The organism is Pectobacterium colocasium (assembly GCF_020181655.1).
Classification (GTDB): Bacteria; Pseudomonadota; Gammaproteobacteria; order Enterobacterales; family Enterobacteriaceae; genus Pectobacterium; species Pectobacterium colocasium.
Genome location: NZ_CP084032.1, coordinates 1,549,055 through 1,572,502 on the forward strand (window position 1 = coordinate 1,549,055; position 23,448 = coordinate 1,572,502).

Sequence of the window (23,448 nt, forward strand, 5' to 3'; positions counted from 1 at the left end):
CTGGTTGGTTCTATATTATTTTGTCTATAAAAAAAGCAAGAGTGTTGTAAATATATTTACCCCCTTAATTTTTATGATTGTACCGCAGTATTTTATTTTTGAGTTTTTTCATGAATATTATGTTGGTAGTTCATATAGCAATTTGAGTTATCTATTCATCTATTTGTGCTATACAGCTTCTTTTTTATTTCTTTTTATTGGGTACTTTTTTCCACTAAAGTTGAAAGAAATACCTAATCATGAAGCAGCACCAATAAATTATGATAAATATCTGATTTTTTCTATTTTCCTTACTGTCATCGCGTTCTATTCATTTCTTCCTATTATGCGGGAGTTCAAAGAATATCTTTTTACTCCTCGGATAATTTATGAGAGAACGAGGACAGGATATGGAATGAGCTTCTTCCTTTCCATATTGTTTAGTCAATTAGCTGTGTTTCTAGGTTTTTACACAACATCTAAATACCGTTTTTTATCTATCGCAATTATTTTGATAAATTTGGTTCTTATTTATTTCCACGGTAATAAATCACCATTGCTAACGGTCGCTATAAACTACATTATTTATCAGCGCTATGTTTTGAATAAAATTATTTCTATCAAAACGTTTTTTATCTTTTCTGCTGTTGTTTCTTTCCTTATTGCGTTTATCTTTGTATTTACTTTTGGTATCGATTTCAAATCGGCCATATTAGTGATGGCAGGGTATTCCGACTATACCAGAAACTTTGCTTTGCTTATCGACAGTGGCTACGAGCCTCAGTTTGGCCGATTGTTATTGGAGAGTGAATTTTTTTCAAGGATCCCCAGAGCGATATACCCTGATAAGCCAGTTGACTTTGGTTATTTCGAACTGGCTCGCCGTTTTTATTCTGAAAGTTTTTATAATAATCAGGGCGTACCATCCTTTGGCTTAGGCGATTTCTATGCTGATTTTGGATTCTTTTCCATCGTCATCATTTCTGTTACTTATTTTATTAAAGGTCTATTGCTTAAGGTTACTGTTCATATCCTCAAAACTAATAGGAATATTTACTACTTCATTCCTTTTGCTTTTTTATGTGGTGCGAACCTTCTCCCAATTGGTTTTGGCTGGCTGTTCTTTGAGCATTGCGTTCTTGCGTTGATTTTGTATTTCTTTTTAAATGTACGTTTAAAAACAAAATAGGTCAGATAGCCATGAAAGTTGAAAAGATAGCATTGAATTTATCAAGGGTAGGAAAATACGGCACAGGGATGTGGAATTATTCCAAAAACATTGCTGACATGCTGCATGAATCTGGTTTTCTCGACTCGATCATATGCTCTAAAGACCACGTTGAATATTTTTCCAATAGATATAAAAATCCCAAGGTTGAGATAATTATCACGCCGGAAATAGTATCTAATACTATGAAGGTATCAAAATTTAGACCGTTAATATGGCTTTCATACAGCTATTTATTGGGCTGTAAGCTCGTTATGAGTAAAAAGAAAAAAAATGTAGCGTTGCTAAGTACAACGCACCACTCTATACCTTTCTTTAAAAATCAATTTATTACTATTCATGACTTGCGTCCGGCATTTTACCCAGACTCGAAATTACAGGAAATCTATTTCTCTCGTTACTTGCCTCGTAAGGTAAAAGAGCTAAGAGGCGTATTTACTGTTTCGGAAACAGTGAAGAATGAAATAGAGGAGTATATGGGTGTTAAACGCACTGATATACAGGTTGTTTACAATTCCATTGATCCTTCTTTGCGTCCTGATGATATAGAAAAGGGTGAGCAAGAGGAGGTTAAAAACACTTTCTTAATGGTTGGCGCAAACTGGAAGCATAAGAATGCACATTCCTTTTTGAAGAACTTTCTTGCATACCATAAAGATATTTACAATGCGGTCATTGTTTGTGGTCAAACGGATTATTTTAATGAGTTAAAATCTTTGGTTGCCGCGCTGGGGCTTGAGAACAGTGTAACATTTAAACATCATATCAGTGATCAGGAATTAAGTTCACTGTATAAAACCTCTTTTGCACTCGTGTATCCTTCATTAAGCGAGGGGTTTGGTATACCGCCTATTGAAGCAATGAGTCTGTCTTTACCTGTTATTGTTTCGGATATTCCGGTGTTTAACGAGGTATTAGGGGATGCCGCTGTATATGTTGATCCCAATGTTAGAGAAAGTTGGGAACAGGCCGTTGATACTTTGAAAGTATCCCGTGAAAGCATTATTGATGCTGGGTTGCAGAGAATCAATTTATACAGCTATGACAGATGCAAAGATATGCTTATGCGTGGGTTAAAGAATATCAATGAAAATGCTAGCTGACTCTTATGTATGTGGTAATTAATTTTGCTACGACATAATGATTTTTTGAAATTACAGATAGCCTAAAATAAGTAACCTGATTAATTTAATTTCTAATTAAATTATTTTGGAAGTGACTATGAAGTTTTCTCTTGTTATACCGGTTTATAATGCAGGAACGATGTGGCCAGAGGTCATTAGTTCAATTAAATCTCAAACTACGAAGCCTGAAAGCGTTATTATTATTGATTCAAGCTCTACAGATAATACCGTAAAGTATGCCCTTGAGGCTGGCTTTGAAGTCCATCACATAGATAAATCGACCTTTGATCATGGAGGCACTCGCTCCATGGCATTAGAAAAAGTTAACACCGAGTTTGTGATTTATATGACTCAGGATGCGATATTGCAGAATGATGAGGCGTTTTTCCATCTTCTCAGCGCATTCAATAATGAAAGTGTGGGGGCCGTCTATGGGCGTCAACTCCCTCACCATGATGCGAACCCACTTGCCACGCATGCTCGGTTACATAGCTATGGCGAAGTTGGATATGTGACATCGATGGAAGATTATTTTCCTCAGGGCTTCCGCAAGGCATTTATGTCCAACTCTTTTTCCGGATATCGAGTCAGTGCGCTGCGTCAGGCTGGCGGGTTCCCGGCAAAACTTATCCTGGGTGAAGACGCTTACGTGGCTGCACGGATGCTATCGGCAGGAATAAGAGTGGCTTATATGCCGCAAGCGCTTGCACGTCATTCCCACAATTACAGCGTCGGTGAAGAATTTAAGCGCTATTTTGATATTGGCGTCTTCCATAAAACGCAAGAGTGGATGTTGACAAGTCTTGGTAAGGTCGAAGGCGAGGGGGTAAAATTTGCCTGTGGTCAAATTGGTTACCTGTTAAAAAATAATCATTACCAGTATATCCCTTTTTCTGTTGCGAGTTCGGGGGCAAAATATTTGGGATATAAGTTGGGTAAGAATTATCATCGCCTGAATCGCTCGCTGTGCAAAAAATTGTCTATGTACAAGAGTTATTGGAATTCTTCTGTTTGAGATATAAAAGGATGTAACATGATTGTTCCCGTTATTATGGCAGGTGGCTCCGGTACTCGCCTCTGGCCTCTATCCCGTGCCTTGTATCCCAAACAGTTATTGGCATTGCACAGCGATGTCACCATGTTGCAAGCTACAATTAGTCGGTTAGCTGGATTTGAGTCAGCAGCCCCACTCGTTATTTGTAATGAGGCGCACCGTTTTATTGTTGCTGAGCAACTTCGCGAATTGCACTGTGAAGGAAAAATTATCCTTGAGCCGTGTGGGCGTAATACGGCACCGGCTATCGCTGTGGCTGCGTTGCAAGCCATGCGCTCAGCACCGGATGTTGATCCCATCTTGCTGGTGTTAGCCGCAGACCACGTCATTGAGAATGAGGCAGCCTTTACGCAAGCTGTAAATCAGGCTCAGCCGCTTACTGCCTTGGGGAAATTAATTACCTTCGGTATTGTCCCGACTGAGGCACATACGGGGTATGGCTATATTCGTCGGGGCGCCAGTGTTAACGATGCAGCATTTTCCGTCGATCGCTTTGTTGAAAAACCGGACGTGAGCACAGCAGAAGCTTACGTCTCATCAGGCGAGTATTATTGGAATAGCGGTATGTTCATGTTTAAGGCGAGTGTTTACTTGAATGCGCTTAAAGAATATCGCCCTGATATTTTTGCTGCCTGCGAACAAGCCTGCGCTAACTCGCGAGAAGATCTGGATTTTACTCGCCTTGATGAAGTGGCTTTTACCCATTGCCCAGATGATTCTGTAGATTATGCCGTCATGGAAAACACCAGCGATGCTGTAGTGATTCCATTAGCCGCGGGGTGGAGTGATGTTGGTTCATGGGCATCACTATGGGATATTTTAGAAAAGGACGAATCGGGTAATGTTAATATTGGCGAAGTGATCGCACTTGATAGCCATAATAACTATATCTCTTCTGACTCAGCATTGGTTGCAACCATCGGCATTGATGATGTTGTTATTGTTAATACCGGAGATGCACTTCTGGTAGCTGCTAAAAATAGATCGCAAGATGTCAAAAAAGTGGTTGATTGCCTGAAAGAAAGTAATCTCCATCACTACCGCGAGCATCCTGAGTCATTTCGTCCGTGGGGTAAAATTAGCAATATTGATTCCGGCGACCACTATCAGGTAAAAAAAATCATTGTCCACCCAGGGCATGGTCTTTCCCTGCAACAGCATTTCCATCGGGCAGAACATTGGGTTGTGCTAGTGGGCACGGCCAAAGTAAGTATTGATGAAAAAGAGTTTTTCCTTTCAGAGAATCAATCTACGTTTATTCCGCCTGGTGCTGTTCATATTTTAGAAAATCCTGGCGCTATCGATCTGGTAATGATTGAGGTACGTTCAGGGCATTATTTGGCTGACGATGACATCGTTAGACTGCAAGATCGATATGGCAGAGTATAAAGGGTATTATTGATGTCTACGCTAACCTGTTTTAAAGCCTATGATATTCGGGGTCGTCTGGATGACGAGCTTAATGAAGATATTGCTTACCGGATTGGCCGAGCCTATGGTCAGTTTACTAAAGCCAAAAATGTTGTTGTCGGAGGCGATGTCAGGTTGACCAGTGAAAGTTTGAAATTAGCGCTGTCCGAAGGTTTACGCGATGCGGGGACGAACGTATTAGATATCGGATTAGTGGGGACAGAAGAAATCTATTTCGCGACACATCATCTGGGAATTGACGGGGGAATTGAGGTTACTGCAAGCCATAACCCAATTGATTACAACGGAATGAAATTGGTTTGCAAAGGTGCCAGGCCGATTAGTGGTGATTCTGGGCTGCGTGATATTCAGGCATTAGCGGAGAAAAATGTTTTTCCTGCGGTTCGCGCTGAAGAAAAGGGCGAGTACACCCAAATCTCTGTGCTTGACGATTATGTTCAGCATTTAATGACCTATATAGAGCCTGCAAATTTTAAACCATTAAAGCTAGTCATCAACAGTGGTAATGGCGCGGCAGGACACGTTATTGATGCGCTGGAAGCACGCTTTAACCAATTAAATATTCCCGTAACCTTTATCAAAGTGCACCATCAGCCCGATGGTTCTTTCCCTAATGGCATCCCTAATCCGCTTTTACCGGAATGTAGAAAAGATACCTCTGATGCGGTTATCGCTCATTCTGCGGATATGGGGATTGCTTTTGATGGTGATTTTGATCGCTGTTTCTTGTTCAATCATCTCGGCGAGTTTATTGAGGGATACTACATTGTTGGCTTATTGGCCGATGCTTTTCTCCAAAAAGAACCCGGTGCCAAAATCATCCATGATCCTCGACTGAGCTGGAATACGATTGATATTGTTAGCTCCCAGCAGGGTAAGCCTGTTATGTCCAAAACAGGGCATGCCTTTATTAAGGAGCGGATGCGGCAAGAAGATGCAATCTACGGCGGAGAAATGAGCGCTCATCATTATTTCCGCTCATTCGCGTACTGTGACTCTGGAATGATTCCCTGGCTGTTGGTCGCTGAATTGCTTTGTGTAAAAAATAAAAGCCTTCACGATTTGGTGAGTGAAAGGATGCAGGCTTATCCAGCATCTGGAGAAATCAACTCCACATTAAGCGAACCCGCTAACGCGATAGAGCGTGTTAAAGCGGCGTACTTGTCTGAAGCTCTGTTTATTGATGAGACGGATGGTATTAGTTTGGAGTTTGAGGACTGGCGCTTCAACCTTCGTTCTTCTAACACGGAACCGGTTGTTCGCCTGAATGTAGAATCCAAAGCAAATAGCGCTTTAATGGTCGAGAAAACTGACGCGATTTTAAGTCTGCTACGGCAGTGATAGGTTATTTTTAGTGGTATAAATTATTAGTAAATTAAGACCTGCTTTATTTTTATAATAAAGCAGGTCTTTCATTCAGCGTGGCAGGGTTCGTGACAGCGCGCCAACCCAGTCTGATGGTTTTATTGTCAATCTCGCGATTTTTTCACACGACAGTGAAGAGTACTGAGGTCGATGTGCTGGGGTAGGGTATTGCTCAGCTGTTATCGCCGTTAACTGTGGGAGTTTATCGATAACGCCTTGCTGTTTTGCCATTTCAAAAATGGTTTTTGCAAATTCATACCAGCTCACTTCTTTATCACCGCAATAGTGATAAATTCCGCTTTCCGCATTTTTCTCAAGAAGAGAAATAATCGCCTGCGCTAAATCTCCAGCATAAGTTGGGCATCCTTTCTGATCGGCAACGATACTTAATGCATCACGCTCTTTTGCCAACCTCAGCATCGTTTTAACAAAATTATTACCATATTCGCTGAACACCCAGGCAGTGCGAACGATGATGGCGTCTGGTGCTGCTTTGGTTACAGCTTGCTCGCCAGCTAACTTTGTTTTGCCGTACACGCTTAAGGGATTGGTGGTGCTGGATTCAATATAAGGCGTCGTGGCATGTCCATCGAAGACATAATCCGTTGACACGTGTACTAAGCGGATTCCCTTCTCATGTGCCACGGTAGCCAAATTATGGGGACCAGTAACATTGATCTTTTCTGCTAAGACAGATTCTGATTCCGCCTTATCAACGGCTGTATAAGCTGCAGCATTAACAATCGCATCCGGTTGATAACGCGCTACAGCCGCTTCAACCTGCTTTAAATCAGTGATATCAAGCTCGTTGGCATCCGTTGACCATATTTGCCAGTGGGCGGGAAGACTATCCTGAAAACAGCGACCCAATTGCCCATTTGCGCCAGTCAGTAATATTTTCATTTTGCCAGGTCCTTGAATAATTTCCCTAGTTTATCTTTCTCAGATAGTAAAGGGGCGGTTATCGGCCATTCAATGCCAAGCTCGGGATCGTTCCATAGCAAGCAACCTTCATCGCTCGGATCATAATAATCCGTACACTTGTATTCGAAATCTGCGGTATCAGAGAGAACGACAAAACCGTGTGCCAAGCCAGGTGGCAGCCAGAACTGGGTTTTATTCTCTTCAGATAGGAGCACTCCATACCATTTTCCGTAGGTAGATGAACCATGACGAATATCTACCGCTACATCAAATACCTCTCCGCGTACAACGCGGACGAGTTTTCCTTGTGGTTTGGTTTTCTGGAAATGCAGGCCTCGTAATACGCCTTTACTTGAGCGAGAGTGATTATCTTGGACAAAGTTTACATCGATATCCAACATCTCCTGATAACGTCTCTTTTCAAACGTTTCCAGAAAAAAACCTCTTGCATCACCGAATACTTTCGGCTGAACGATTTTTGCGCCGTGAATAGTAGTATCAATGACTTGCATGTTATTTCTCTGCGATGAGTTGGGTTAAATACTGTCCATAGGACGTTTTGCTCATTACTTTTGCTTCGTCAGCAACTTTCTGTTTAGATAGCCAGCCTTTGCGGAATGCAATCTCTTCCAGGCAAGCGACTTTAAATCCTTGGCGTTTCTCAATGGTATGGATAAATTGTGACGCTTCAATCAGGCTGTCATGCGTGCCTGTATCCAGCCAGGCGAAACCACGTCCTAATAATTCAACGTCTAGATTGCCTTGCTCTAGATACATCTGATTCAGCGTAGTTATTTCTAACTCGCCGCGGTGTGACGGTTTGACCTGCTTTGCCATTTCTACAATATTCTTATCGTAGAAATACAGCCCAGTGACAGCCCAGTTAGATTTCGGTTTTACCGGTTTTTCTTCTATCGAGAGCGCTTTGAAATCCTGATCAAACTCGACGACGCCAAACCGCTCGGCGTCAGTGACCTGATAACCGAAAATCGTTGCGCCTTCTTCTTTTGCCGCCACGGCTTCAAGCTTCTTGCCAAAGCTTTGACCAAAATAAATATTATCGCCGAGTACCAGCGCGCAGCGTTCCCCATTGATAAATTCTTCACCGATGATAAAGGCTTGAGCCAATCCATCAGGGCTGGGTTGGATCGCGTAGCTGAGTTCAATGCCAAAACGGCTACCGTCGCCTAAAAGGCGCTGAAATGCTGGCATGTCTTCAGGCGTAGTGATAATCAGGATTTCGCGGATGCCTGCGAGCATAAGAACTGATATAGGGTAATAGACCATCGGCTTATCATAGATCGGCAATAGCTGCTTAGAAACGCCACGGGTAATTGGGTATAAGCGAGTGCCACTTCCCCCTGCGAGTACGATCCCTTTCATCAATAATCCCACCTTTATTTCATTACGAATATCTTTCAATAGTCGCCCCATTATATCACTCTGTTCCACCAGAATTGTCTGGTGTAGTGGAAAAAGTCTATACATGTGATCTCTTTGGTTCGGATTAGGTGTAATCTTAGTGTCATGCGTGGCGTTGTGGCATTACCCTCGCAGGGTGAAAACGATCGGCAAGATCAAAACAGTTAGATAAAAACCATCAGATTGAAGAGAGTCAATCCATGACATCATTGAAAGCGATTATCCCTGTTGCAGGTTTAGGGATGAATTTGTTACCGGTGACCAAGGCAATTCCTAAGGAAATGCTGCCGCTGGTTGACCGTCCGGTAATCGAGAAGATCGTTAACGAATGCGTTAACGCGGGAATTAAAGAAATTGTCCTGGTGACGCACGCATCTAAAAATGCGATAGAAAATCATTTCGACACCTCGTTTGAGCTTGAATCTCTGCTGGAAGAACGTGCCAAGCGTCAACTGCTGGCCGAAGTACAGTCAATCTGCCCGAAAGGCGTGACGATTATGAACGTTCGTCAGGGAGAAACGCTGGGGTTAGGGCATGCGGTCTCCTGTGCTCGCCCAATCATTGGCGACAGTCCGTTTGTGGTGGTGTTGCCCGATGTGGTGCTGGATGAAAGCACAGCCGATCAGACGAAGGAAAACCTGGCGTTGCTGATCTCTCGATTTGAAGAAACAGGGCGTAGTCAGGTGCTGGTGAAGCATCGTCCTTATGAGGTGTTGCCTGAGTATTCTGTCGTCGATTGTGACAAACCGCTGGTGAACCCCGGCGATGCCGCAGCGATTACGTCTATGATTGAAAAGCCTGAGGCACCATCTGATACGGGGTCTGATCTATCTGCCGTCGGGCGTTATGTGTTAACAGCCGATGCTTGGCCACTGCTGGAAAAAGCGGTCCCTGGTGCATGGGGACGTATTCAGTTAACGGATGTGATTGCCGATATGATCGCGACTCAGCAGGTGGATGCTGTGCAAATGTCAGGCAAGAACTTTAACTGTGGCCGTAAGTTGGGTTACGCGCAGGCATTTGTGTCTTATGGGTTACGCAACCCTGAGTTTGGTGCCGAATTTAAAGAAAGTATTAAGGCGCTGCTGAAAAAGTAATATTGAGTGATAACTCGCTGTAAAACCGCAGATCGTTGAATCGTTCTGCGGTTTTTTCTTTTTCCCACCATACGTTCCGATTGGGTGAGCTTTCGCTATCAAACCAATCACTACCCACTCACGCAAAGCTGAGTTACCATGTTGGCCTGTTTTTAAATTGCTTGCGAGGTCGCAACGCGAGACGTTGTCGCCGTTGCAGGCAGGTTATCCTTCAGACAGGAGTTGCTTTAATGTCCAAACAGCAAATTGGCGTTGTCGGTATGGCGGTGATGGGGCGCAATCTGGCGCTGAACATTGAGAGCCGTGGCTATAGCGTTTCCATCTTTAACCGTTCTTCCGATAAAACTGATGAAGTTATCGCGGAAAATCCGGGTAAAAAACTGGTGCCTTCTTACACCGTTGAAGAGTTTGTCGAATCCCTGGAAAAACCCCGCCGTATTCTGCTGATGGTGAAGGCCGGTGAAGCAACCGATAAAACGATTGAATCGCTGAAACCTTACCTGGAAAAGGGCGATATTCTGATCGATGGCGGTAACACCTTCTATAAAGATACGATTCGCCGTAACCGCGAACTGTCCGCTGAAGGGTTTAACTTCATCGGTACAGGTGTATCCGGTGGGGAAGAAGGCGCGCTGAAAGGGCCTTCCATCATGCCGGGCGGCCAGAAAGAAGCTTACGAATTGGTTGCGCCGATTCTGGAAAAGATTGCCGCGCGTGCTGACGGCGAAGCCTGTGTGACCTACATTGGCGCTGATGGCGCAGGTCACTACGTCAAGATGGTGCATAACGGCATTGAATACGGTGACATGCAGCTGATTGCTGAAGCCTATGCGTTGCTCAAACAGGCTCTGAATCTGGGCAATGAAGAACTGGCCTCAACGTTCTCCGAGTGGAATAAAGGCGAGTTAAGCAGCTATCTGATTGAAATCACGGCCGACATCTTCACGAAAAAAGATGAAGAAGGTAACTATCTGGTTGACGTGATTCTGGATGAAGCGGCTAACAAAGGCACGGGTAAATGGACCAGCCAAAGCTCTCTGGATCTGGGTGAACCGCTGTCTCTGATCACGGAATCCGTTTTTGCTCGTTACCTGTCTTCACTAAAAGATCAGCGTGTTGCTGCCTCTAAAGTGCTGACTGGCCCAACGGCTCAGGCATTCGGTGGCGATAAAGCCGAATTTGTTGAGAAAGTGCGTCGTGCGCTGTATCTGGGTAAAATCGTTTCTTATGCTCAGGGCTTCTCACAGCTGAAAGCAGCATCCGACGAGAACAACTGGGATCTGAACTACGGTGAAATCGCCAAGATTTTCCGCGCTGGTTGTATCATCCGTGCACAGTTCCTGCAAAAAATCACCGATGCGTATGAGCAGAAAGCGGATATCGCTAACCTGCTGTTAGCACCTTACTTCAAGAAAGTGGCTGACGAATACCAGCAGGCGCTGCGCGACGTCGTATCTTACGCGGTTCAACAAGGCATCCCAACGCCAACGTTCTCTGCGGCCATTGCCTACTACGACAGCTACCGTTCTGCCGTGCTGCCCGCTAACCTGATTCAGGCTCAGCGCGACTATTTCGGTGCACATACTTATAAGCGTACGGATAAAGAAGGCGTATTCCATACCGAGTGGCTGGAATAGCGGTTTCTTATGCTTAGATAGCGCCGTTTGTTAATAAAACGCCAGATTAGGAAATATCTGGCGTTTTTTTGTATCGGTGAATCAATGGATTGATATCATTAAGATATCTATGGCTTTTTATCTGGGATACTGTAAATTTCATTAAAGAAATCTGCTTTTTTACCGAGATCATTACTGTTTATTACATCGGGATCTTGCTATTTTTAACAGTGTTGCAAAAATTGAGTTGTAGTTTTGCTTTCTGGTATTACTTATCAGAGGTGGTTGCATCTCAAAGATAGCTTCATCTCACAGAGAGTTTCAGCGCTATTGAACTGTAACTCATTACTGGGAGGATCCCGGTAACGGTCATGCACAAAGCAAAATGAATGTTTTGCCATTCTGCTGGCTGGAATGAAGGACGGGGTATGGTTTTTCCGACGGTACCCCACCTTGAAGTACTTCATGTTAAAAAGGAAATCGTAATGAAGAAAACGTTAATCACGCTGGCTGCTGTTCTGGCCATGTCGTCAAACGCGTTTGCTGTTGATGGCGTATCCAGCTCCACCGCTGCGGGTACCTCTACCACCACCACCACGACCACTAGCGCTGCCGCTGCTGGTGCCGCGGGTGCTGGTGGTGCTGGCTTTGCCGCTGGTACGACTGCTCTGATCGCTGTTGGTGCTGCTGCGGCGATCGGTGTTGCTGTTGCAGTTGCTGTTTCTAGCAACGATAACAGTACGCCTGCAACGGGCACGTCAACGACGACTCGTACTTAAGTTCGTTGTAACACTAAGGCCACTTCGGTGGCCTTTCTTTTTCCAGGCTGCGCTGTTCAACGAGAACTGCATTTCATGACAAAAATAAAACGAATGGCAAAGGTGAGTGCGCTGATTGCCATACCTCTTTTATCGGTTGTGCTGACTGGCTGTTCCCAAAATGTGGAGCAGGTGGGGAAAACGTTTAAACTGGCGTTTTTCGGTCAGGATGATACCCATGTGACGGCCAAACAGGTTGCCAATACGCCTTATGCCTCTGCCTATCTGAAAGTGGGTAAAGCACCGCAGGCGTTTGTTGTGCTCGCTTTTGCCGAGCAGAATCGATTGAAATGGATTGGGGCCGATAAGAACATCGTTTCGACCCAACATGGTCGCTTAGTGAAAACGCAGGGTTTTGGTGAAGACATTACCTATGTGGATAACCTGCAACAGGATCCCCTGACGTTAGGCCTATTAAAAACATCGACGCCAATGACATGGCAGAGCCGGGTTGAATGGTCTCAAGTCTTCCGCGGTGGTTACGAGACCACGTCCGTTTTTCAGGCTCGTGGCAAAGAAACGATAAAAATTCTGGATACCTCGCGTGAACTGCTACGTTTTGATGAACGAGTGACCGTCCCCACCTTGAATGAATCTTACACCAATAGCTACTGGCTCGATCCGGCTAACGGAAGTGTGGTGCAAAGCCAACAGTACATGGGGCCGGGTATGGCATTGGTAACATTCACCGTATTAAAACCCTACGTACAATAAGGGGCTGCAATGTTGGCACTTAATCGTATCGCTACCTTGTTGCTGCTGGTTTCCGGTGTCGCTACCGCCGCACAACTGACGGTGAAATCGCCTCAAGAGACGATCGCCGTCGTTAAACTGGACGACGGTACGCGTCTTGAAAAATTTTACGAACAGGTTCCCTGGCCACAGAATATCAACTGGCAAACGGCGTTTATTTCTGATTTTGCGACAACGCAGAAGGTACGCGCACAGGGTGATGTCTTGCTGCAAAAGCTGGCAGAGCTGGAAACGCGCTGGCGTAACTCGGGTGATGGCGATTTGGCTATTTCCGCCTGGCTTCTGAGAAAAACCCTGACTCCAATTAATGTCGCGGGTCGTATTCGTACCGAGCTGGATCCTGACCGCGTACGTGTTTATATAGAAAATAACCGCCCTCTGGTGGGGGAATATGCGCTGTATGTGGCACCGCATGATGACAGACTGTCGCTGATCGGGTTGGTGAACACCTCCGCTGATGTGGGCGAACTGGAGACATCGGGAAAAGTGGCGCTGCGTGCCGGGTGGTCAGCCGAGAATTATCTCTCCGGACGGCGGCTTCTCGCGGGAGCGGATAACAGTTACGGCTATCTGATTGGGGGAAATGGCAAGTGGCGCAAAGTGCCGCTGGCGCTGTGGAACCGTCAGCACATTGAACCTGCTGCGGGTGAAACAATCTTTATCGGTTTCAATCCCTCCGTTTTACCACAGGATATGTCATCACTTAACGATCAGCTTGCTGACTACCTTGCTAACCGGATCCCACTCGAATGACAAAGAACAGAAACGTTAAATTAAGCTGTCTGTCGTTGGCGATTGGCGGCATCTTGAGTGCGCAGGCGATAGCGACTGAAACAGAAAGCAGCCGTACTGCGACCAACCCAAACATGCGTTTTCAGCCTGCAGGCGTATCGCAGTCTGATTTCGGTGGCACGGGCCTGTTGCAAATGCCGACTGCACGTATGGCGCAAACCGGTGAGTTTAGCCTTAACTATCGAGATAACGAGGAATACCGGCGTTATTCCATCTCTCTCCAGCTCTTTGACTGGCTGGAAACCACGGTGCGTTATACCGATATCCGTACTCGTCTTTATAGCAACGATCCATCTTTTAGCGGTAGCCAAACCTACAAAGATAAGGCGTTCGACCTCAAGGCGCGCTTATGGCAGGAAAGCTATTGGATGCCGGATGTTTCTGTGGGGCTGCGTGATATTGCGGGTACCGGGCTGTTTGATAGCGAATATCTGGTAGCCAGTAAGCGTATGGGGCCGTTTGATTTCACCCTGGGTATGGGGTGGGGCAATATGGCGGAGAGCGGGAATATTAAAAACCCGGCCTGTTCGCTGAAAGCCAGCTTTTGTAATCGCACGCAGAATACGGAAACTGGTCAGTTTGAGGTGGGGAATTTTTTCCACGGTACGGCCGCGCTGTTTGGTGGTGTTGAATACCAGACCCCCTGGGATCCGCTACGTCTGAAACTTGAGTATGACGGCAACGATTATAGTAATGAGGCTGCAGACGGTGGGCGAAGAGAGAAAATCAAGCAGGATTCTCCTTTCAACATTGGCGCCGTCTATCGTATAGGAGATGTGCTGGATACCACGCTGTCGTGGCAGCGCGGCAATACCCTGATGTGGGGCTTTACCCTACGCACTAATTTCAACGACCTGAAGCCGAACTATTTAGACGATGCGCCACCCGTCTATGCACCAGTGCAGGATGGTAAAGGGACCAACTGGCAGCTTGTCTCGAAAGAGCTGAATGATAAAGCTGGCTATAAGGATGCTGATATCTACGCTGATCAAAAACAGGTCACCATTGTTGCCGATCAGACAAAGTATCGTGATAGCGAAGAGGCAACGCAGCGTGCCGCGACGGTATTAGCGAACCATGTGCCGGGTAACATTGATGAATACCATTTTGTTCAGCGCAACCAGCGTTTACCGATTGCCAGCACGGAAGTGGATGCCAAAGCCTTCCATCAGGTTAAACAGGCTGCCGTTCCTCTTGGTCAACCGGAACCTGAAACGCACCGTAAAGAACCGGTATCTGATGTGCGTGGCCAGCATGTGCTGCTCGCAGAACCGGATCGTCTGACGTATTCATTAGATCCGACGCTGACGCAGTCTTTCGGTGGCCCAGAATCTTTCTACATGTATCAGGTCGCACTGAAAGGTAACGTGGACTACCGTCTGAGCGATCACTGGAGCGTAGGCGGAACGGCAACGCTGAACCTGGTGAATAACTACGATAAGTTCAATTTTAAAGCGCCGCCGGCGGATGGCGCAGCGCTGCCGCGTGTCAGAACCTGGGTGCGTGAATACGTCACCTCTTCGGATTTGTTGCTGACCAACCTGCAATTGACTCGCAGGGATAATCCCGCACAGGACTGGTATACCCAGGTCTACGGCGGCTATCTGGAAATGATGTATGCGGGTGTCGGATCTGAAGTACTGTATCGCCCGTTCGGTAAAAGCTGGGCGCTGGGTATGGATGTCAACTATGTCAAACAGCGCGACTGGAACGACATCATGAGAATGGCTGATTACGATGTGGTGACAGGCCATCTGACCGCCTACTGGGAACTGCCATTTGTGGAAGGTGCGGTCGCGAAAGTGAGTGTGGGTCGTTATCTGGCAGGGGACAAAGGGGTAACGCTCGATCTGTCTCGCCGCTTTGACAGCGGAATCATTGCGGGTGCCTTTGCGACCAAAACCAACGTTAGTGCCGCTGAATATGGTGAAGGAAGCTTTACGAAAGGCTTCTACATTTCCATACCGTTTGACCTGCTGTTCACTGAACCGACGGTGAAACGTGGAGCCGTTGGTTGGGTACCGCTGACACGCGATGGTGGACAGATGCTACAGCGTAGTAACCCGTTGTATGGTGTCACCGAGCACTAATCGATCCCTGTTTGTTTAGGGTGTTAATCAAGCCCGTCATGGTCAAGTACCACGACGGGCTTTTTTGTGCGCGTTTGCTTTACGGGAGAAGGTCATTTGATAACAAATTGAACTATTTCATTTGGTTATTGTTTGTATCTTAATCATGTTGAATCAGTCGGAAGGATTCTGAGCTGCTATTCCTGATTGACTTGTAATTTAACAGGTTAATCGCGGTTCTCTCACTGAGGGAGGGCATTATTGAGACGAAGTGTGTCCTGTGGGTAATGATTGAAATAGTTTCGTCATGGAAGATTCATAGAGCGAAATCTATTATCTCCTGCCGCAATGGCGAAATAAAAATAGCGCTATAGAGCCTCATGCTTGTGCTAACAGGAGAGTGTAACCCGATGAATTTGCCTATTTCCGCTGTTATCTCGTTAGTGATGAGTTCTGCCTGGTGCCTCCCTCTGCACGCGGCTGTGCAGGATAGCTCTCTTGGAATCTATCAACTGATTCAGGAGAGGATGGTGCTGATGAAGGATGTGGCGGGGTATAAAGCCCGTCAACATCTGCCAGTTGAGGATCTAAAGCAAGAGGAACGTATTTTGAGTAAGGCGCGGGAGCAAGCCGTTGCCGTTGGATTATCCCCCCAGAGTACGCAACTGTTTTTTACGTCATTAATGAATGCCAGCAAAGCCATCCAGTATCGCTACATGGCGGACTGGCTGGCGACACCGGAGAACGACTGGACGCCGCTTTCGCTGAACGACACCATTAGACCCACGTTACTCACGATTGATGACCAGCTTCTGGTTAGCATTAAGCGTTATCTTGCGAATGGCGGGCATTTTGCGCCCCAGCAAGAGGCTGCATTTCTTTCTTCTATTAATGTTGAGCATCTGTCACAGAACGACAAACGCCAGATTTATGCGGCATTGAGTCACATTGAACCAGACGGCAAATAGCTGAGTGGGAGAGAAGACGATGACTTACCAATTATTGAAAGGGAGTGAGCGCGGAAATATCGCTGATGCAGCGTATCGCGAACGCTGTGATGTTAATGAAAGCGTCAGAGTCATGCTGGTGTTGCGTTTTACTACGCCAGATGAAGAATATTACGCCGAATTGCACGATAGCATCGATCCGCAATTTGGCGGTATCAACGCCAACAGACCGTTGTCACGCGCCGACTATGCCAGAAAGTTCAGCGCTGATGAGGCCGATATCGAGCATGTCCGTGCGTTTGCGCGGCATCATCGGCTCTCTATTGAACGTGAACACGCCGCCAGCCGCACCGTTTTCTTAACCGGGACGGCGGGGCAAATGGAGCAGGCGTTTCGCGTGAGCTTAGCCCGGTATGACCACAACAATGGGACATTTCGTGGGAGAGCGGGCGGGATTTACCTGCCGGAATATCTACAGGGTGTGGTGATTGCCGTATTAGGTCTTGATGAGCGTCTGGCGACGAACTGTTGCCTGCGTATCAATGAGACGTTCTCCAATGCGGCAAAGCGCCCGTCGGGCTATACGCCGCTTGAGTTGGCAGAGATCTACCATTTTCCGCAGCATGATGGTGCGGGGCAGTGCATTGGCATTATTGAGTTGGGGGGCGGATATCGCCTGCCACAGTTGGAGCACTATTTTAAACGCATGGGCATTAATCCTCCTCAGGTTGTCGATGTTTGCGTGGGCGGTGCCCGGAATGCTCCTGCCTCGTCAGAGGGCGATAAAGCGGTGAGCCCGATTGATATCGAAGTGCAGATGGATATCGAAATCGCGGGTACGCTGGCACCTGCCGCTAAAATTGTGGTGTATTTTGCTCCGAATACCGATGCCGGGTTTTTAGAGGCGATTAATGCTGCGATTTATGATGAGAAAAATGCGCCATCGGTGATTTCGATTAGTTGGGGATCCAGCGAATCACAATGGACCGCGCAATCATTACAGGTGTACAACCAGTCTTTCCAGACCGCGGCCGCGTTAGGGATTACTGTGTGCGCGGCTTCTGGCGATCGCGGTTCAAAAGATGGTGAGCCTCATGGTTTGCATGTCGATTTTCCCGCATCCAGTCCCTATGTTTTAGCCTGTGGCGGTACTCGCTTGCAAAAAGCGATGGAAGAAACCACCTGGCATAGCCGGGACGGCAGTGCAACGGGCGGTGGTGTCAGCCAGCACTTTGCGCTGCCCGGCTGGCAGTTAGGGCTGTCTCTGGTAGACAAATATGGCGGTCACCACCCTTTGCAGCACCGCGGCGTACCTGATGTCAGCGGCAATGCCGATCCTGAAACCGGCTATCTGGTTGACGTTAACGGGCAGCAAGGCGTTGTTGGGGGAACCAGCGCCGTCGCGCCGCTGTGGGCAGGGCTACTGGCGCGTATGCTGGCGCTGACCCACTCGGCATCGCTGTTTATCCCTCCCTTGCTGTACCGTAACCGTAATAGCTGCAAGGATATCGTGCGGGGAAATAATGGCGCATTTGTGGCTTCTGAAGGCTGGGACGCTTGTACGGGGCTGGGGTCGCCAGATGGCATGAAGTTACTGAGTCTGCTGAAGCGCCTCGTAAGGCTTAATGGCGCACGGGAACATGACGATGGGCACGAACAGTGAGTGCGCATTTCTGGGATAGCCTGCGCAGGGGGCAAATCCCACTCAGGCGAAGAGATTCTCGGTGATATTCATCACAGATTGCCCGACCTCGGTTTGAGTCTACGACGGTTAGCGGATATAACCCGATAAGCAGGACGTGATCGGGTCAAGGCCCGAGCGAAACCTGATACGGCACATGTTATTCAGACATGTTCGTATCAGGTTTTTTTTTGCCTGAATGCAGCCCGATCGTGTGCCACTCATAATATCAGTGATGTCTTGCTAACATTGATGCGCCGCGCGATAAATGCGGCACATCCTGCGCGATAAATGCATCGCTTTAACTATTTCACATATCGTAAAAAAATTACAAATCGCCCATTATGAACTCGGCACAGTCGGCCACTCGATATCAGTACTATTCACATCAATACGGCTCAGCAGCACAGCGTATTTTTGCCACTCTATCAGCGCCGCCCTCTCGTCATCAGTCGCAATGTCCAGATTAACAGCATACGTTAGTTCATTAATGCGCGACGTTGCAGCGGCTTTGCGTGATGCTAACTCGCTCTGCGCCGCTTTTACTGCCGCTGCTGCTTGCGCTTCTTTGTCGAGCGTCCACGCCTTACCGTTCCACACATCAAATTCCGTGGCGGGCTTCAGCAGTGTGAACCCCTCTGGCAGTTCGCCGAACTGGCTAACTGTCTGCTGCTGACGCGTTTCCGTGCTGTAAATGGTTTGGCCGCGATAGTCCGGCACCTGCTCCCACGCTTTACCGTCTGCACTACGACGCAAGGCTCGGCCAGCAGGCGGTAATTCGGGTTCGTCTGCGTAGCTGTCAGCAGGCAAACCAACACCTTGCATAACATACTCATAGCTCGCTGACTGATATTCCCGCGTTGCCGGGTTAACGTGATAAACCGTAATCCAGCCCGCGTTGATGGCTAACCCGTTTTCGTTCAGTTCTGCGTTTTTAATTTGTGTTGAATAGTTGCTCATTATGCGGCTCTCACGATGTAGTTAAAGGCGATGTTGCGTGGACGGGTTTCTGTATCGCCCGCTGGTGATGTGACACTGTCGTAATAGAGCCACATCCTATTGTCTGAATCTGTTCCCTGTGAACCTATGCCATTGTTGTAATTCAGTGGCGCAGTCTCTGAATATGCAACGTTAATACCATTGCCGATCTCAATGTAATAGCGATCCCGGTACTCATGAACGTGACTCTGAATAGTATTTCCCTGCGTTGACAGCAACGCACGCCCAGTATCAACACCGCGCCCATCATCCCAGCCACGCACGAATTCGCCGCGCAAATCAGGCAGGAAACCCGATGGATAACGGGACGCCAGAACAGGGTATTGTGCAGTGTCGAACTGCTGACCGTTGCATTTTAGCCAGCCAGCGGGCGCTACAGCACCGGGGAATAGTTGTGGTAGGCCGACCAGTTCAGATGTGGGCAGTGCGCCGATTTTTTGCGGGGTGAGGTTTGCAGAATGATAAAGCTGGACATCGTCTGCCCACACCCCATTTTGTTGTTTCTGTATACGAAAATCATACGCTGCGTCTGTCATTCCGTTGTCATACAGCACCCAACCCCATTGGTTACTGTCGCCACCCCCTTCTCCGTGTGAATTCCCGCCCCTGTGTCTGACAGAGATATATGAAACCCAGCGCCCGGACTCAGCAGCGATACTGCCGGAACCCATAGACTGAGCGCTTGCCCACTCTGATTGCATAGCGTCACGGCTGGAAAACGTGGTACCGGGCTGATTCCTTACCGCCCCTTTCTCCGTTCCGCTACCGCCCTTATCGGCGGGCAGTGGAAATGTCAGGTTTTTGTCATGCCACAGGCGATAGACTGAACTGATTGTGCCTGAGTCATTTCCAGCACTGACAATTACCCCACCAAACTCGGCGCTGTTACTGTCAATACCCGCTGAAATTAGCGACCACGTGTCACCTGCGCGCATCATCATTCCCGCAGAGTAGCGAGGCATATATGGAGTTAACTGCTGGTTGCGTATGATTTGTGAGGGAGTGGATGAATTTTTTAACCAGTTGAACAGCGCCCCGGCATCATAATCCAGTACTGTCCCTGCGCCGCCAAACCCATACTGTCCCAGTTGCATGACAGGGATACCATTATGCAGCAACTCATTTGAAAGTATCCGTAGTGATGCCCCGCCGTTAATGCCGCTGCCACCATCTGCGATGATTCTGGCGTCAAAATCTACGCCGTTACCGCTCGAGTTAAAATCAACGAACGGCGTGTTTTTTTCCGATTTTGCGCCTATTTCGATTCCTGCATTTTTCGTATCAACAGTTACTGCTCCGGCAAACACGGGGTTGTTGAGTAAACCGATGTTTTGCCTAAATTGCGTTTTGTCTGGAATATCGGCGCCGTTCTGGTCTTTTGCTAACTTCCCGGCAATCGCATTCAGCATCGTTGTGGAAAAGTTAGGGTCATTCCCTAGCGCGCTCGCCAGTTCTTGCAGTGTATCCAGCGCTGCAGGTGAACCATTGACCAGAGCTGCAATAGCCACTTTCACAAATGCCGTGGTGGCCAGTTGCGTGTCATTAGAACCGGATGCTGCAGTTGGGGCGGTTGGCGTTCCTGTGAATGCCGGACTCGCTTTCGGCGCGTACTGGGGATGTGCATCAAGAGTTGATGCATGGGCATTCAGCTTATTTGTCGCGTCGGCTTTGGCATCAGCAATCGCATTAAGCACAGTAGTTCTGAAGTCCGGGTCATTCCCCAACGCATTCGCCAGCTCCTGCAGCGTATCCAGCGCTGCTGGTGAGCCGTTGATTAACGTAGTAATCGCAGCTTTAACGAATGCTGTAGTCGCAATCTGATTACTGTTAGCGGTTTGAGCGGCAGTTGGAGCGGTTGGCGTTCCTGTGAGGGCTGGACTCGCTTTTGGCGCATATTGGGTATGAGGATCAACGGCACCGACATGCGTGGCCAAATCACTTTCCGTTTTTTCCTGCCCGCTCTTCAGATAAGTCGTGCGGCTAGCCAACTGTTCAGCCTGTCGGTTGGAAATACCTCCGGGGCCACCGACAACAGGGTCTGATGTTTCCAGTTGATAAATGCCGTCGATCCACGTTTTTTGTTCAGGCAAGTTAGCCATTTATGCACTCCCGTAATTATAACTGCCGTCATACGACGCGGTTTCGTTATAGCGAATAGGCACCCCCAGATATTCCAGGCTGGCCAACAGGCAGCGGGCGGGGGCAATCATTTCCAGTGTGTTACGCAGCATCTGCGCCTGGTCATTGGTGATAGGTTGTTGCAGCAGAACACGATAAACAGGCCACTTGTTGCTATCGCCGTAAACCATGTGACCGTTATAACTGCGGATACCGTTGTAACTAAGGCGTCCGATGTGTTCGATTAACTCAACATCGCCAAACCCCAGGCTACGGATAACGTCACGAACGGCCCATTCCGTCCCTTTGAAGCGATGCCGCTCTATCGCTGACTTAATCATTGCGCGGCGGGCATCTTCAGATTCAGCCAGTTGCCAACCGTCCTCCTTCAGAGAGAATTGCTCAGCAAGCGCATCCAGTGCGCTGCTGTCAACGATATCGACCAGATAGACAATGACGACTTCAACCTGCAGAGCGTCAAATCCATCCAGTAACGATGCCAACACGCTAAATCGCAGATCAGACGCCAGTGAGGGCGGGAGAAGGTCTTTACTCATCAGCCGCACCTGCAATAGCTATTGCGATGTCTGTACAGATAGCGAGTTGCCAGTCATCAAGCACCAGCAACGCCGGGGACAGCAGCTCAACGCTGTAAACCCCATCGAGCAATAAGGCGGCATTAATCTGACTGGGCACGATGTCCTGCCCCAATGTTGCCCGACGTTGTTCTGTCCAGGCTAACGCAGCCTGTTGTGCTGCTTGTTTAACTGGCAATGCCTGCACATCGCGTTTGAGCGTCAATCTGGCATGCAGTGAGTATTCAATTGGAACCGGGGATTTTGCCGCGACGGTGTCCGTGAGTGGCCGGACTTTTTCATCTGAACAAACGCTGATCACTTGCGCCAGCACACTGCCATCAGGCAGGCCTGTGGACAGCAGCGGATATAAATGAACAGTGCCAGGCTCGGCTCTGACCACCGCAACGTCAACAATATCGGGGTGAGCGCTCAGCGCATGATAGCGGTACGCTAATTTTGAGCCTGCCGTGCTGAAGGACTCAGGGGCTAGCTGGATGCGTTCGCGCAGCCGGTCATCGGTTTCCTCATCAGAACCACCGGCACTGTCAGTGAGATTCCTCACAGTGAAATCGATATCGTCAATGTCATCCAGCAACGTGCTGATTTGCGCCGGTTGCCAGTTGTTGCCCACTAACCCCGCCTGCGTACAGGTCGCTGCCACTGTTGCACTTAGTGTGCCAGCCTTCACTATCACATCGCTGTCGGTTGCAAATACGACGCTGTCGGAGGCGCTGACGCGGGTTCCCGCAGGGATCAGCGTATCGGTCAACAATGCGCTTTCGACGCTAAACTGCAGCGTTGTCTGTCCGGCCAACGCCGCGAGTCGGTACGTTCCCACCAGTTCGCCGAGGTAGTCCAGCATCGGGGCGCGGGCATAACGCACCAGATTCTGTTTTGCCGCATCCTGAATCGCACTGCGTACCAGCATTTCACGGTAGGCCATCAAATCAATCAGCAGACGTTCAGCCTGGGCGGGATACAGTGTCTTACCGCTGTCTGCCTCATATTTTGCAATCAGTTCTGCGGTAATCTTCGCGGCATCACGCTCAATGAAGACAGGTTCAGTCGTTACCGCCATAGCACCTCCGTAGCCTGTAGCACGCCGCTGGTTGTTTCCCAGCTCAGGCGCAGTGTCATATGCGAACCATCAATCAATGGCTTCACGGCCAGCAGCTTGCAGCGCGGCTCCCAGCGTTTGATTGCTTCGACCGTCTCCCGCACGACGTGCGGAATTGCCCGGTCAATCGGGTAGTCAATGTAATGATGCAGGTTGCTGCCAAATTCGGGACGATGGGGATCGCTGCCGCGTGGCGTGCGCAGAATGATGTGAATGGCCTGTGTGATATCGGCAACGCCCTCGACGAGGGCGCCAGGGTGTTGCAGGGCCGGTTGCCAGTAAACAGAATTAGTATTCATGGGGGCAGTATCGCCCCCGGTGGGCTCGGTGGTTATT

The 23,448-nt window shown here is 48.1% G+C and carries 21 protein-coding genes; 13 read left to right on the forward strand and 8 right to left on the reverse strand.

Annotation, left to right across the window (positions count from 1 at the left end; all coding sequences use genetic code 11):
* The first annotated feature begins 394 nt into the window (after positions 1–394).
* The 5 genes from LCF41_RS06880 to cpsG all read left to right on the forward strand — a co-directional run bounded on the left by LCF41_RS06880 (position 395) and on the right by cpsG (position 6,157).
* A complete protein-coding gene (locus tag LCF41_RS06880) occupies positions 395–1,168 on the forward strand; it encodes a hypothetical protein (RefSeq protein ID WP_225087417.1) in 774 nt (257 codons plus the stop codon).
* Positions 1,169–1,179: 11 nt separating this feature from the next.
* A complete protein-coding gene (locus LCF41_RS06885) occupies positions 1,180–2,310 on the forward strand; it encodes a glycosyltransferase family 4 protein (protein ID WP_225087418.1) in 1,131 nt (376 codons plus the stop codon).
* Positions 2,311–2,428: 118 nt separating this feature from the next.
* The gene (locus LCF41_RS06890) at positions 2,429–3,346 is read left to right on the forward strand and encodes a glycosyltransferase family 2 protein (protein WP_225087419.1); all 918 of its coding nucleotides are present in this window, start codon (positions 2,429–2,431) and stop codon (positions 3,344–3,346) included.
* Positions 3,347–3,364: 18 nt separating this feature from the next.
* Positions 3,365–4,774, forward strand: coding sequence for a mannose-1-phosphate guanylyltransferase/mannose-6-phosphate isomerase (locus LCF41_RS06895; RefSeq protein ID WP_225087420.1), 1,410 nt, complete (start codon positions 3,365–3,367; stop codon positions 4,772–4,774).
* Positions 4,775–4,786: 12 nt separating this feature from the next.
* A complete protein-coding gene (gene cpsG / locus LCF41_RS06900; protein ID WP_225087421.1) occupies positions 4,787–6,157 on the forward strand; it encodes a phosphomannomutase CpsG in 1,371 nt (456 codons plus the stop codon).
* A gap of 75 nt (positions 6,158–6,232) precedes the next feature.
* On the opposite strand, the gene rfbD is transcribed toward cpsG, so the two are convergent.
* The 3 genes from rfbD to rfbA are packed head-to-tail and all read right to left on the reverse strand — an operon-like array spanning position 6,233 to position 8,488.
* Entirely contained in the window at positions 6,233–7,084 is an 852-nt protein-coding gene (gene rfbD / locus LCF41_RS06905; RefSeq protein WP_225087422.1) for a dTDP-4-dehydrorhamnose reductase, read from the reverse strand.
* Positions 7,081–7,617, reverse strand: a complete 537-nt coding sequence (rfbC, locus tag LCF41_RS06910) for a dTDP-4-dehydrorhamnose 3,5-epimerase (RefSeq protein ID WP_225087423.1) — start codon at positions 7,615–7,617, stop codon at positions 7,081–7,083. The genes rfbD and rfbC overlap by 4 nt, the downstream gene beginning before the upstream one ends.
* A gap of 1 nt (position 7,618) precedes the next feature.
* Entirely contained in the window at positions 7,619–8,488 is an 870-nt protein-coding gene (gene rfbA, locus LCF41_RS06915; protein WP_225088116.1) for a glucose-1-phosphate thymidylyltransferase RfbA, read from the reverse strand.
* 239 nt (positions 8,489–8,727) lie between these two features.
* Between rfbA and LCF41_RS06920 the strand changes: the two genes are divergently transcribed.
* From LCF41_RS06920 to LCF41_RS06955, 8 genes are all read left to right on the forward strand, one after another.
* On the forward strand, positions 8,728–9,624 hold the full coding sequence (locus LCF41_RS06920) for a sugar phosphate nucleotidyltransferase (RefSeq protein ID WP_225087424.1): 897 nt from the start codon (positions 8,728–8,730) through the stop codon (positions 9,622–9,624).
* A gap of 230 nt (positions 9,625–9,854) precedes the next feature.
* The gene (gene gndA / locus LCF41_RS06925; protein WP_130637968.1) at positions 9,855–11,261 is read left to right on the forward strand and encodes an NADP-dependent phosphogluconate dehydrogenase; all 1,407 of its coding nucleotides are present in this window, start codon (positions 9,855–9,857) and stop codon (positions 11,259–11,261) included.
* Positions 11,262–11,725: 464 nt separating this feature from the next.
* Entirely contained in the window at positions 11,726–12,019 is a 294-nt protein-coding gene (locus LCF41_RS06930; RefSeq protein WP_225087425.1) for a hypothetical protein, read from the forward strand.
* 75 nt (positions 12,020–12,094) lie between these two features.
* Positions 12,095–12,772 (forward strand): YjbF family lipoprotein, encoded by a 678-nt coding sequence (locus LCF41_RS06935; RefSeq protein WP_225087426.1) that lies wholly within the window; start codon positions 12,095–12,097, stop codon positions 12,770–12,772.
* Between the two features lie 9 nt (positions 12,773–12,781).
* Entirely contained in the window at positions 12,782–13,564 is a 783-nt protein-coding gene (locus tag LCF41_RS06940) for a capsule biosynthesis GfcC family protein (RefSeq protein WP_225087427.1), read from the forward strand.
* Positions 13,561–15,693, forward strand: coding sequence for a YjbH domain-containing protein (locus tag LCF41_RS06945; RefSeq protein ID WP_225087428.1), 2,133 nt, complete (start codon positions 13,561–13,563; stop codon positions 15,691–15,693). The genes LCF41_RS06940 and LCF41_RS06945 overlap by 4 nt, the downstream gene beginning before the upstream one ends.
* Before the next feature lie 389 nt (positions 15,694–16,082).
* Entirely contained in the window at positions 16,083–16,640 is a 558-nt protein-coding gene (locus tag LCF41_RS06950) for a chorismate mutase (protein ID WP_225087429.1), read from the forward strand.
* 19 nt (positions 16,641–16,659) lie between these two features.
* Positions 16,660–18,282 (forward strand): S53 family peptidase, encoded by a 1,623-nt coding sequence (locus tag LCF41_RS06955; protein ID WP_225087430.1) that lies wholly within the window; start codon positions 16,660–16,662, stop codon positions 18,280–18,282.
* Positions 18,283–18,642: 360 nt separating this feature from the next.
* On the opposite strand, the gene LCF41_RS06960 is transcribed toward LCF41_RS06955, so the two are convergent.
* From LCF41_RS06960 to LCF41_RS06985, 5 genes are read right to left on the reverse strand one after another with little or no spacing between them, the layout of a single operon-like run.
* On the reverse strand, positions 18,643–19,260 hold the full coding sequence (locus LCF41_RS06960) for a tail fiber assembly protein (protein WP_225087431.1): 618 nt from the start codon (positions 19,258–19,260) through the stop codon (positions 18,643–18,645).
* Complete coding sequence (locus tag LCF41_RS22320; RefSeq protein ID WP_347880979.1) at positions 19,260–21,398, reverse strand: phage tail protein; 2,139 nt, start codon at positions 21,396–21,398, stop codon at positions 19,260–19,262. The genes LCF41_RS06960 and LCF41_RS22320 overlap by 1 nt, the downstream gene beginning before the upstream one ends.
* The gene (locus LCF41_RS06975; protein WP_225087432.1) at positions 21,399–21,974 is read right to left on the reverse strand and encodes a phage tail protein I; all 576 of its coding nucleotides are present in this window, start codon (positions 21,972–21,974) and stop codon (positions 21,399–21,401) included.
* On the reverse strand, positions 21,967–23,073 hold the full coding sequence (locus LCF41_RS06980; protein ID WP_225087433.1) for a baseplate assembly protein: 1,107 nt from the start codon (positions 23,071–23,073) through the stop codon (positions 21,967–21,969). Before LCF41_RS06980 ends, LCF41_RS06975 begins: the two co-directional genes overlap by 8 nt.
* A complete protein-coding gene (locus tag LCF41_RS06985; protein ID WP_225087434.1) occupies positions 23,064–23,411 on the reverse strand; it encodes a GPW/gp25 family protein in 348 nt (115 codons plus the stop codon). The genes LCF41_RS06980 and LCF41_RS06985 overlap by 10 nt, the downstream gene beginning before the upstream one ends.
* Between the last annotated feature and the right edge of the window lie 37 nt (positions 23,412–23,448).